We start from the raw sequence: 11,704 nt of genomic DNA, 5'->3' as shown, positions 1-11,704 counted from the left end.
TCAAAACCACATCCGAATACCGGCGACAAATCGCGCTTCGTTCGCATCGTCTCCTTCATCGCTGGCCAGGTCTGCCGTATTGCCGTAGGAGCGGCTCCAGCTAACCCCAATGTAAGGGGCAAATTGGCGAACAATCTCATAACGCAATCGGAGCCCTACTTCGGTGTTTGCCAATCCAGACCCAATGCCGCGCTGAGGATCATTTTTTCCGTAAAAATTGGCTTCGGCCGTCGGCTGCAAGATCAGGCGATTGGTCAGCAGAATGTCGTAGTCGCCTTCCAATCGAGCAGCGGTTTGACCGTTCTCACCGATGTAGGCAGTCGCTTCGGCTTCAAAGTTGTAGAGGGCCATGCCCTGAATACCGAGCGCTCCCCAAGTTTGTGGTGACCCGGGCTTGAAGTCTTGTCGTACGCCGGTGACGACATCCCACCATGGACCGATGGAGTGCCCCCAAAGTGCTGAGAGTTCAGCGTTTTCAGTTACGCCATTGGTACGTTCGCCTTCCGAGCGCAACCACAGTCGGTCAACGTCACCGCCGATCCATCCTTTTGCATCCCAGGCCAATGCACTACCGTTGTCAGCATCCTGGTACTCAAACTTATCCAGCAGCATGAAGGAGTTGAGTTTTTTGTCGTGGACACCATGACCAGCAACATCTGGAAAGGCGGCTGCACGGTCAGCGTCGGTAAGTACGGGGACTGGGGTTCGACTGGTGGTAGTCGCCCCTCTATCCATACTTTCCATTCCGTCCATTTTCCCGTCATCCATACTCATCTTGCTGTGATCCATAGCCCCCATCTTGCTATGGTCCATAGCTCCCATTGAGCCGTGGTCCATCTTGGAGTGATCCATTTCTTCAGCGGCGTGAGCCACGACAAAGAAAGCAGGACTGGTAGAGACTGCCAGTGCCATCAACGTTGGGCGTAAAAACTTACTGGTCATGATCTCAATCTGCCTTTTTGGTTTTTTGGTCATGATCCATCGACTCATGGCTCATCTTGCTGTGATCCATTGACCCGTGATCGGGCTTTGACTCGGTTGCCGTAGTTGCGGGCTGGTTCGTTGCTTTCGCAGGAGTCGCAGGTGAATGGTCACTACTATCATCCCCTGCCAGTCCCACGGACGAGTGTCCACCCAACAGGCCAATGGCAAAGAGGCAACCCACCAGCGATTTACGATTTAGGTATGTGCTCACAGATCGTCTCCTTTACTCATCAACCCGCACTTCACGAAACATGCCCATTTCCATATGGAAAAGCAGATGGCAGTGATAGGCCCAGCGACCTAAGGCATCAGCGGTAACTCGATAGCTGCGCTTGGTACCTGGTGGCATGTCGATTGTGTGCTTGCGCACCATGAACTTGCCGTTCTCATCCTCAAGGTCGCTCCACATGCCGTGAAGGTGGATGGGATGGGTCATCATGGTGTCGTTCACCAGGGTGATGCGAAGACGCTCCCCATACTTCAGACGAAGCGGCTCGGCGTCAGAAAATTTGATTCCGTTGAAGGACCACGAAAACTTCTCCATGTGACCGGTCAGATGAAGCTCAATGGTGCGATTGGGCTCGCGGCCGTCAGGGTCTTGGAACGTGCTTTTCAGATCAGAGTAGGTGAGCACTCGACGACCATTGTTCCGCAAACCGATGCCTGGATCGTTTAGCTTTGGCGTTGGGTTCATGGCTTGCATGTCAACCAAGGGGTTGTTGGTTTCGGAGGCTGGGTGAGTCTGCATTTCGCCACCCATACCGCCCATCCCTGCCATCTTGCTGTGGTCCATGCCGGCCATGTTGGACATGTCGCCTTTGTCCATTCCCGCCATCTTGCTGTGGTCCATACCGGCCATGTTAGTCATATCACCGCTGTCCATGCCGGTCATCCCGGTCATGTCACTTTGGTCCATGCTCGACATCTTGCTGTGGTCCATGCCAGCCATGCCTGACATGTCACCTTGTTTCATATCGCCGCCGCCCATACCAGCCATGCTGCCATGGTCCATGCCCGCCATACCGCCCATTCCCATGTCATCCATGGTCAAAAGAGGCCGAGGATCGGTCGCAGGCACCTGTGCCTGCAATCCTTCGCGAACCGCCAGGGTACCGCGTGCATAACCGGTTCTATCCATGGACTGGGCGAAGATGGTGTAAGCCTCTTCGCTGGCAGGTTCTACGATCACGTCATACGTTTCTGCCACGGCGATGCGGAATTCATCGACGCTGACTGGTTTGACATGTTGGCCGTCAGCCGCCACAACGGTCATTTTCAAACCAGGGATGCGGACGTCGAAATAGCTCATACCTGAGCCGTTGATAAAGCGCAGGCGCAGCTTCTCGCCCGGCTTGAAAATACCGGTCCAGTTACCATTCGGCGCCTGGCCATTCATGAGATAGGTGTAAGTATCCCCACTGACGTCTGCGAGATCGGTGGGGTTCATTTTCATTTCAGCCCACATCTTCCGGTCGGCCACGGCAGCAGACCAACCTTGCTTGCTGACGTCGTCGATGAAGTCGCCCACGGTACGTTTGTGGTGGTTGTAGTAGTCCGATTGCTTCTTGAGCTTGGCCATGACGCGACTAGGGTCTTCATCGGTCCAGTCAGTCAACATCACCACATAGTCGCGGTTGTATTGAAAAGGTTCAGGCTCTTTCGAGTCGATGACGATTGGACCGTAAACGCCTGCCTGCTCCTGCAAACCAGAGTGGCTGTGGTACCAGTACGTACCGTTCTGATGCACCTTGAATTTGTACTCGTACATGCCATCGGGCGCGATGCCATGGAAACTCAAACCCGGTACACCGTCCATGTTGGCGGGCAGAATGATCCCGTGCCAATGAATGGAGGTGTCTTGGTCTAGGCGATTTTTCACACGCAGTGTGACCATTTCGCCTTCGCGCCAGCGCAGCAAAGGTCCGGGCAACGAACCATTGATGGTCATGGCTGTGCGCGGCGAGCCAGTTATGTTTACAGGGGTTTCACCAATAAACAGATCAAATTCGTTACCGGTGAGAACGCTCGGCAGACCAGGGCTGGTCACTGCCCATACAGGAGTGCGCCACAGACCAAGGCCGCCGAGAATGCCACCAGCGGCCAGGCCTTTAACGAATGTCCGCCTAGAGGTTTTGGAATGCATGCCGTTTATGTCCGATCAGTCAAAAGGGAAGCCGTGCGAAGCAACCAATGAGTTGCTCAAACAGGTTGAAGGCACTCTCTCGGGGTTTTGTGATGAGCCCGAATGAGCTTCGCTCGCCGTCACTAAAAACGAGTACTTACGGCAAGCGAGCTCAGAAATTGCCACATTTGAACCACCACAGTGATTACATTTCTGTCAGCTTGGGAACGCAGCAAGCTATTCAGCAATTCTTGTGGTCCATCGCTTTGGGTTGGCTTTCTGCGATGGGAGGTTGGGTGCTTTGCTTTTGGGCTACTTGATACGATTCCATTGAATTATTCCTGGCCGCTTCCATACGTGCGAACGCCCGGTCACCACCGCCTTCAGCCATAGCCAAAGAAGAGACGGTCAGGGCTGCGACGACAAACAAAGTTTTGATGGGTGTCATTTGGTATTCCTCGGATGAGTATTGGTAACCCCCGAATCCACATCAGATGATTCTTCGGGGTGAGCTTGATGCTCAATAGGACTATAAGACTCATCCCCTGTCAGGAACCTTAGGCCAATATTACAGTTGTGACAGGTTGCGATATTCTCTTGAGGAACACGCTAGTTACTCCGTAAGGTCTCGATCATCCAGCGATCGCATAACCGCCATTTACCGAATAAAATTTTAGCTATGTATTTTTGTAAGCTTCCGTTCACGTTCAAGGTGGCGAGAGGCTTTTAGTTCCTGTGCTGAAATTGAAGTGCGTCGGATTGAACGCACGCGGTCAGCATTGATTATTCGGTATCGTGGTAAATAGTAGCGTTACTGAAGGTGATTAGGTTTGAGTATTGATTTTGAGAAAGCGCTTGGCTCCGCAGAAAGATCGTTAATTTACCGTAGCCAAAGAGCTGAGTTGCTGAGCAACAATATCGCTAACGCCGATACCTCGAACTTCAAGGCCCAGGATTTAGGATTTTCTGCTGTGCTTGAAGGCCAGACAAAAGGTGCTCTTGTTACTCCGTTCTCTTGAAAACAATAAGGCTACTTCATATTGCCGGAGAAGAATTAGCAGGTGCCATTTACAGAGGTTCTTTTCTTTACAGCACACCGGATCAACCTTCCATTGATCAAAACACTGTCGATCAACAGGTCGAAGTCGCAAAGTACGCAGAAATCGAAATGCGTTTTTATGCCGCTTTTACTAGGTTGAATGGAGTATTTAAAGCTTTGCTTAAAGTTTTACGAGGTGACTAATAAGCAAAGGCCGGCCCAAAGGGTCGCTGGCAGCAATTTCACCGTCCAATTCCCAGATTTGAAGTGGTTTATTTTTGAGCCTCACCGACGTATACGCTGCACGACCGACTTTACCCTTTTATAGTGCGGCTAAACCCTGCCACGGCAAGATCTGATCCATCTGAATCTGGGAGCGGTCGCGGGTCTGCTTGGGTTACCGGCATACTCGGTATTGGCGAAGGCCATCTGTTTTATCGGGGTTCAACCGTTCAGGTCGTGCGATACGGGTATTCCCCAGCGATGGAAGTTTTTTTCAGTTCCCTAAGGGCTATTCGCCACGAAATGCTAACCAACTAGAAGCTGACAGGAATGTAATATTGATTTCTGTCGACTGTTCGCCTAGCGTGGTCTAGGGTGAAATATGAACCCTGAGCACGCATTTTCTGACTGCTATGAAACAGCATTTTGCTCGCATTAAGACTGGTATTTGTCTGCAATATCCTAATTCGCTATCTATCCGAAATGATCAGCTTTTTTAACCGAAACTGTCGAATCTCGATGGTCCCAACACCACTGCTAGCAAGGAGAACATAGCTATGACCAACACTCCGATGCCCCTCACATGGCGCCTCAGCAGTGGCTAAGGCTAGTCGGGCCCCAATTGCAGGTACAGAAATGGCGATTTCTGTACGCAGGGGCAATGGTATGTATATGCCAATCTTCCGCCTTCTAACAGGAGATTCACAATGTCCAAGCATATCAAGCACAACAGCTCTAGCCGGTTCACTTTATCGGTAAGGGCGGTCGCGATGGCTGTCGCGGTGATGGCAACAGCGCCGACGTGGACCAGTGCCGCAGAGCCCGCGAAAAGCGAAACAATGCCGATGTCTTCCGAGCATATGGATCATTCGAAGATGGACGGCATGAAAAAAATGGGTGGTATGTCCAAGACCGGCGATGTGGATTATGACTTCGCGGCAAACATGCGCATGCATCACCAGATGGCAGTCAAGATGGCGCAAGCCGAACTCAAGAGCGGAAAAAATCCAGAGATGCTCCGTATGGCCAAAGACATAATTGCCGCACAGGAAAAGGAAATCGCCGTACTTGATCAGTGGATTAAAGCTAATAAAAAACCATGACCATGACCATGACCATGGTGATGTCGATCTGTGCACTGCATCTTCGACAGAAATAGCCGCACCAGTTTGGCCGGTAATTCGCCGCCAGTGCACATTACCTTGAACGGGTACGGGACGAAAAACCAAGCTCCGCTTGGTCCATGGCTTGAAATGAACCCAAGGGGAGCCTGGGCATGCGGGGCTCTTACCCTGGGAGAGAATCAGCGCGCTCAGGCGCTGATCTGGGAAGGAAAACCTAACGCCTCGACAGCTTTACGAACCTGCTCTGGGCTTTGGCTGCTTTCAACGCTCACCTTACCGACTGCCCGATCCACGGAAACCCCCCGGTGTCAGGATAGTTGTAGCCTCTCCGGTTGTTCCTAAAAAAGCACATCGGGGAGCGGAGCAGCATGGGCGTGACTGTGGTCGTGGTGGCTCGATATGGGAGGCATGGCTATTTCCCTTTTTCGTCCTTGTGGGTTGCTGCCTGATCGCCATGGCTATGTCCGCCGTGTCCATGTCCAAAAAAATGCATCAATGGACAGATCAACAGAATCAGATAAGGCCAAAATGGATAAACGTGGCTGAAATGCTCCCGCACCACGTAGAAGGCACCAATCGCAATGAGCATGATCAGTACGACGCCTGTTTTGCTCCTCCAAAATGGTGCGGTGGTGTTTCCATCCGGATGCTGATGGTTATTCATGATCTAAACCCCACTGTGTGAGCGTTGCTGTGATCTCTGCGACAGAGCGTAGCCAACTCTTGCGTCGAAGCGGTGTTAGCAGCCAGCTCCGGCTTACTTCAGGTCAAACTGACCAACCATCCCTGACTGATAATGCCCCGGCACGTTGCAGGCAAACTGAAGCCCAGTGCTGTTGTTGAAGGTCCAGATCAGCTCCTGGGTTGCGCCTGGCTCGATCAGGACGCTGTTCGGGTCGTTGTGTTCCATTCCGACCATCTTCATTCCACCCATGCTGTGGCCCATGTCGCTCATCGTTTTCCCTGTACCGGTGGGGTTAAGCGTCCCGTTCTGGAACATGCTTGCCATTTCTTTTTGGTGCGCTGCATGAGCAGCGGCTTTGCCGATGTTGAACTCGTGCAGCATCGAACCCTCATTGCGAAGGACAAATCGAATGGTTTCACCAGGTTTTACGTCGATGCTTTCAGGCTTGAAGAAAATATCACCCATCTCCACCACCACCGTACGGGTAACCTCAGAGGCGACTCCAGGCTGGCCGATGCCCTCTTTCCCATGACCTACGTCGGCCATGGCCGTAGCACCGAATAGTAGAGTGATTGCTGCGATGACAGGGGTAACGAGCTTATCTTTCATAGTGACCTCGAGAGTAAGAGGGGGAACACTGGCTATGCTAAAGACACGGAGCTGCCAGTTAACTGACCTGAACACTACATTTCTGTCAGTTTTCGAAATAAATACGGCGTCCAGATGACGCCGCATTCAACAAGACTGTTCAAAAAGCTCTTTTCAGCGAGTTGCTCACTGGTGATTCTCTGAAAGCATCAATTTGTGCTCGCGCTGCATTTGGCTCAAAACGTCGTCGACAATTTTGTCGTGCTTTTCCATCCAGGCCAGGTGCTGCTGGGGTGACATTGAGGCGTCTGGATGATCTTTATGGAGTTGGCTCATGATGTCGCCGAGCATCTTCATATGCTCGGCCATGTGGACATGACGCTGTCCTTCAGGGGCTTTTTCAGCTTGAATCAGTACGGCTTCAGCTTTGTCGCGCAGGCCTTCCATACGTTCTATCACCCGGTCTCCACCACTTTCAGCCCATACAGAAGCTGAGACGAGTATCGAGCTCACAAAAAACAGCATTTTCAGGCGATTCATGGGGTAACTCCTTATGGAATTGTTTTCCGGCTCCCAAACGTTTCATGCTGAAGAGACGGTCGAGCACCAGGAAGTACTCATGCTTGAACCCTAGACAGCGCTTGCTGACATCTACCTGAAGCCAATATTACTTTTCTGTCAGTTGCTGGTTGGCCGGCGTGTTTCGTTGCAGACTGCGCTTCATCATTATCCGAGAGCCACCCTCATGAGACTTCTGGTTGCTGAAGACGAACCCAAAATAGGTATCTATTTGGAGCAAGGACTCACGGAGGCGGGGTTCAATGTGGATCGCTTTACCAATGGCAAAGTGGCGCTTCAGCACGCTTTGAGCGAGGCCTATGACCTGCTGATTCTAGACGTCATGATGCCTGGGCTGGATGGCTGGGAAGTACTTCAGAAGGTTCGTGCATCCGGAAAAGATGTTCCCGTGCTCTTCCTCACGGCGCGAGACCGCGTTGAAGATCGAGTGAAAGGACTTGAACTCGGGGCAGATGATTACCTGATCAAACCCTTCGCATTTTCTGAACTGTTGGCTCGTGTCAGAACGTTGCTGCGTCGGGGTAACGGCGCTCCCTCTCAAACCTATATGAAATTGGCTGATCTGGAGGTGGACCTGCTCAAGCGTCGGGCCATTCGTGGAGGTAAGCGTATAGACCTTACGGCCAAAGAGTTTGCGCTGCTTGAGCTGTTGCTACGTCGTCGAGGGGAGGTGCTGCCAAAATCACTTATCGCCTCCCAGGTTTGGGATATGAACTTCGACAGCGATACCAACGTTATCGAGGTTGCAGTGAGACGGTTGAGGGCCAAGATAGATGACGACTTTGAGGTCAAGTTGATTCATACCGCAAGGGGAATGGGTTACATGCTCGACGCACCTGATTCGGAGTCGGAATGAACCGAATGTCCCTGACAGCTCGCATGAGCCTTATGTTCATGCTCGCGGTAACGGCCGTTCTCACTGTTGCCGGACTCAGTTTCAATAACCTCAGCCGGCATCACTTCAAGATGCTGGATCAGCAGGCGCTGAACGAAAAGCTCAATTCGACTCAAAGAATTCTGACGGGGTTGAACAGCATTGATCAATTCAGTGATGTTAAGCCTGAGCTAGAGGCGCTGCTTGGCGCTCACCGTGATTTGACTGCTCTAATAATCGATGGTGGCGGCAAACTACTGTTTGCTGATCCCGGTCCCGTCGATGTACCGGAGGAATTTCGCACCATTCCAAACAACAACGTCTGGGAGTGGCGAGATCAAGAGCAGATGTTCCGTGGTGTGACGGCACAAGCCATTGTGACGGGACAAGACAAGCCATTGACCGTCATGTTGATCTTTGACGTTACTCAGCATATGTCCTTTTTCGAGACGCTCGAGCGATGGTTTTGGATAGGGCTGGTGATCAGCGCGCTGGTCAGTGCAGCGTTGGGCTGGATGGTCGCGAGCAGTGGCCTGCGGCCTATTAGCCAAGTCACTCAGGTCGCGGCTTCAATGTCAGCTAAATCACTCAAAGAGCGTATTCCATTAGCACCGGTTCCCAAAGAGCTTCAGCAAATGGTGCTGTCATTCAACGCAATGTTATCTAGGTTGGACGATGCGTTTGTTCGTTTATCGAATTTCTCTGCGGACATTGCTCACGAGTTACGGACCCCCGTCAGCAACTTGATGACCCACACGGAAGTGGTGCTTTCTAGAAAAAGGAATATCGAGGACTACGAAGACAATCTGTACTCAAATCTTGATGATTTGAAGCGTATGGGGCGAATGATCGATGACATGCTTTTTCTGGCGAAGTCTGACAATGGTCTGATCACGCACGAGAACAAACCGATAGACCTGGTGGAAGTCGTAGAGAAATTGCTCGAATACTACCGCCTGTTGGCTGATGAGCGAGGCATTGAGCTCACGGTTTCAGGAAGGGGCAGTGTTCGAGGCGATGTTCTTATGCTCCACAGAGCCATTTCTAATCTGCTCTCAAATGCGCTGCGCTACACCTATGAAGGGAAGTCCATCAGTGTCGATATTCAGCAGAAGGATATGTCGGTATTGGTCGTTGTGGAGAACCAAGGAGAGCCCATTGCTCCCGAACATCTTGAAAAGCTGTTCGATCGCTTTTACCGGGTGGACCCAGCTCGGCGAGAAGGCAGTCCCAGCAACGCGGGGCTAGGTCTGTCAATTACCCGATCAATAATTGAAGCGCATGATGGAAAGATATGGTGTACGTCCTTTAATGGAAGAACGGCCTTTCATCTAGAGTTTCCTAGTGTTGACTTGAGGGTTAGCTGAACAACGGCGCATTTGCGATCAACGGCGATCTCTCAGCCTGCGCCCAGCGTCCACTTTCGTTATTTTTGAATGAGTGAAAACCCAGGTGTCGCGGGCACGCGGTCTCGTCTTTAAGTCTCGCTACGCCCGCCAATTCGAGGCCAAACACCGCGTCAAGCTGACTGAAATGTAATCGAACAGTTTGCGTTCGTGTGGCATCGTGGTCTTGCACTGTGACGTTGGGGCCTAGTGAGTTTCTCGTGTTCAACCTGCCCTAGAACACGGAGGCTACTAGCTAATCATCAGTGGTTTTAACAAGAATCGAAAAGTAAAAACTAGATATTCCCAAACAAACCTCGAATCAACAGCTCTTGCTGTGAGGAGTCTTGCATGTCATTCCTTAAAACTACCACCGTAGCTGTTGCACTTACCGCTGGTTTGCTTCTGAGTGCAGTTGCTCAAGCACATCCAAAGCTCCTTTCTTCCACTCCGGCAGAAGGCTCGGATGCGGCGGCCCCTTCGAAAATTGAACTGCACTTTTCTGAGAATCTCACCACTCAGTTTTCCGGTGCAAAACTGATCATGACCGATATGCCTGGCATGCCGAACTCCCCAATGGGTGTTAAGGCCGCCGTCGCTGGTGGCGGTGATCCGAAAACGATGGTGATTACACCGGCAGCACCTTTGACCACCGGTACCTACAAAGTCGAATGGCGTGCGGTCTCCTCGGACACTCACCCGATCACCGGCAACTTCTCATTTAAAGTGAAATGATTTATGAGCGACTCAATAAATATTGTGGTTCGCTTTGCTCTTTATTTCGACCTGATGTTGTTATTCGGATTGGCAATTTTCGGCTTGTACAGCCTCAGGGGAAAGGAAAGAGTATCGGGCACGGTCTTGAATTTTGAGTCGCTTCTTTACGGTACTTCTGTCGCAGGTGTAGCTCTATCCCTTGTCGCCATGTTGTTGCTTGCGAAAGCAATGAGCGGTGTGTCGGAGCTTATGGAGCTACATCACCATATTTTTGAAATGGTCCTCATGGGGACCGACGTCGGGTTGACCTGGATGGTCCGAATAGCTGCCTTGGTGATGGCAATTATTGGCGTCGCATTGAATAAGCGATTTCCGACACCCAGTCTCTGGATCGTCACCGTATGCGGAGCGATTGCGTTGGCGACGTTGGCTTGGACAGGGCACGGTGCCATGGATGAAGGCAGCCGACGCTACTGGCATTTCATCACCGATATATTCCATCTTTTAGCCGCAGGTGGCTGGTTGGGTGCTCTATTGGCATTCGCTCTACTGCTGCGGTTGAAATCGCTAAAGGGCGAACAAGAAGCTCGAATTCTTGCACGGGTGCTGACTGGTTTTGAATCGGCCGGCGCTGTGATCGTAGTGATCATAAGCATCACAGGCGTAGTGAATTATCTGTTTGTCATCGGTCCAAATCTCGATGAAGTGATGCTCAGTACGTACGGTGTCCTGCTGTTTTTGAAGATCCTGCTCTTTGCCGGGATGATCGTGTTAGCCACGCTGAACCGCTTTCACCTAAGTCCGGTATTGGAGCGGTCAGTTCGGAGTGGAGAATACTCTGCCGCGGTCAATGCCTTGCGCCGCAGCATGACACTCGAATTTTTAATGGCAGTCATCATAATTTGTCTTGTCGCATGGTTAGGCACTTTAAGTCCGGAAATGGAAATGAGCGCAGGATAGAGGTTGGTGACAGCCGACTAAGGAGTCTAGTAGGTGAATTGTAAGGGCCATTTCCACCGGCTACACTCCAGCCCATGAAACGCTACCTACGGTTTTGCCTGATTTTCCTGATTAGCCTGGCGCTTCCCCTCAGCGGGATGGCGGGTGTCCAGGCGTCGACTGAACCCTGCCCCATGAAAACCATGGGCATGGCGATGATGAACGGCATGGGTCAAGACTGCTGTCATGACATGAAAAGTCCCACCGAGCACGGTAAACCCTGTAAGCCAGGCCAGGAGTGCAAGACTGGTGGCATGCTGCAAGTCTCCATCATCAAGCCTCCTATCACCTTATCCAGCCCCCTCATACTGTCCTTCTCCCTAGATTCCCATCCAGTACAAACCCCGTCAGGGGTATGGCGACCGCCCCGCACTTGATTCCTGTAC

General features: G+C 51.6%; 12 protein-coding genes and 2 pseudogenes. 7 read left to right on the top strand and 7 right to left on the bottom strand.

What is annotated here, in order from left to right:
- The 3 genes from ACIQU2_RS24010 to ACIQU2_RS24000 form a co-directional block, all read right to left on the bottom strand.
- The gene (locus tag ACIQU2_RS24010; protein WP_403144402.1) at positions 1 to 975 is read right to left on the bottom strand and encodes a copper resistance protein B; all 975 of its coding nucleotides are present in this window, start codon (positions 973 to 975) and stop codon (positions 1 to 3) included.
- A gap of 232 nt (positions 976 to 1,207) precedes the next feature.
- A complete protein-coding gene (locus ACIQU2_RS24005; protein ID WP_347805028.1) occupies positions 1,208 to 3,127 on the bottom strand; it encodes a copper resistance system multicopper oxidase in 1,920 nt (639 codons plus the stop codon).
- Between the two features lie 220 nt (positions 3,128 to 3,347).
- Positions 3,348 to 3,554, bottom strand: coding sequence for a co-regulatory protein PtrA N-terminal domain-containing protein (locus ACIQU2_RS24000; protein ID WP_347805027.1), 207 nt, complete (start codon positions 3,552 to 3,554; stop codon positions 3,348 to 3,350).
- 382 nt (positions 3,555 to 3,936) lie between these two features.
- Between ACIQU2_RS24000 and flgB the strand changes: the two are divergent.
- Positions 3,937 to 4,349, top strand: a pseudogene (flgB, locus tag ACIQU2_RS23995) (flagellar basal body rod protein FlgB).
- 725 nt (positions 4,350 to 5,074) lie between these two features.
- Complete coding sequence (locus ACIQU2_RS23990; protein WP_347805026.1) at positions 5,075 to 5,470, top strand: DUF305 domain-containing protein; 396 nt, start codon at positions 5,075 to 5,077, stop codon at positions 5,468 to 5,470.
- A 209-nt stretch (positions 5,471 to 5,679) separates the two neighbouring features.
- Here ACIQU2_RS23990 and ACIQU2_RS23985 read toward each other — a convergent pair.
- The 4 genes and pseudogenes from ACIQU2_RS23985 to ACIQU2_RS23970 form a co-directional block, all read right to left on the bottom strand.
- Positions 5,680 to 5,790, bottom strand: a pseudogene (locus ACIQU2_RS23985) (heavy metal transporter); the annotation flags it as partial.
- Between the two features lie 113 nt (positions 5,791 to 5,903).
- Complete coding sequence (locus ACIQU2_RS23980) at positions 5,904 to 6,155, bottom strand: DUF2933 domain-containing protein (protein ID WP_403144367.1); 252 nt, start codon at positions 6,153 to 6,155, stop codon at positions 5,904 to 5,906.
- A 93-nt stretch (positions 6,156 to 6,248) separates the two neighbouring features.
- Positions 6,249 to 6,785 (bottom strand): plastocyanin/azurin family copper-binding protein, encoded by a 537-nt coding sequence (locus ACIQU2_RS23975; protein ID WP_403144364.1) that lies wholly within the window; start codon positions 6,783 to 6,785, stop codon positions 6,249 to 6,251.
- 165 nt (positions 6,786 to 6,950) lie between these two features.
- The gene (locus ACIQU2_RS23970; protein WP_403144362.1) at positions 6,951 to 7,304 is read right to left on the bottom strand and encodes a co-regulatory protein PtrA N-terminal domain-containing protein; all 354 of its coding nucleotides are present in this window, start codon (positions 7,302 to 7,304) and stop codon (positions 6,951 to 6,953) included.
- Between the two features lie 205 nt (positions 7,305 to 7,509).
- Here ACIQU2_RS23970 and ACIQU2_RS23965 point away from each other — a divergent pair, with 205 nt between their 5' ends.
- From ACIQU2_RS23965 to ACIQU2_RS23945, 5 genes are all read left to right on the top strand, one after another.
- Complete coding sequence (locus tag ACIQU2_RS23965; protein ID WP_347805023.1) at positions 7,510 to 8,199, top strand: heavy metal response regulator transcription factor; 690 nt, start codon at positions 7,510 to 7,512, stop codon at positions 8,197 to 8,199.
- Positions 8,196 to 9,584, top strand: a complete 1,389-nt coding sequence (locus ACIQU2_RS23960; protein ID WP_403144359.1) for a heavy metal sensor histidine kinase — start codon at positions 8,196 to 8,198, stop codon at positions 9,582 to 9,584. Before ACIQU2_RS23965 ends, ACIQU2_RS23960 begins: the two co-directional genes overlap by 4 nt.
- Before the next feature lie 369 nt (positions 9,585 to 9,953).
- Positions 9,954 to 10,337: a copper homeostasis periplasmic binding protein CopC gene (copC, locus tag ACIQU2_RS23955; protein WP_017737057.1), complete on the top strand. Its 384-nt coding sequence runs from the start codon at positions 9,954 to 9,956 to the stop codon at positions 10,335 to 10,337.
- Positions 10,338 to 10,340: 3 nt separating this feature from the next.
- Positions 10,341 to 11,279 carry a copper homeostasis membrane protein CopD gene (copD, locus tag ACIQU2_RS23950; protein WP_403144356.1) on the top strand — a complete coding sequence of 313 codons (939 nt, stop codon included), beginning with the start codon at positions 10,341 to 10,343 and terminating at the stop codon, positions 11,277 to 11,279.
- A 74-nt stretch (positions 11,280 to 11,353) separates the two neighbouring features.
- A complete protein-coding gene (locus ACIQU2_RS23945; protein ID WP_403144354.1) occupies positions 11,354 to 11,695 on the top strand; it encodes a hypothetical protein in 342 nt (113 codons plus the stop codon).
- The last annotated feature ends 9 nt before the right edge of the window (positions 11,696 to 11,704 follow it).

Source organism: Pseudomonas sp. NPDC098740 (assembly GCF_044760065.1).
Taxonomy (GTDB): domain Bacteria; phylum Pseudomonadota; class Gammaproteobacteria; order Pseudomonadales; family Pseudomonadaceae; genus Aquipseudomonas; species Aquipseudomonas rossensis.
Note: the sequence above shows the minus strand (reverse complement) of the source record. Positions and strands in the feature narration are given on the sequence as shown.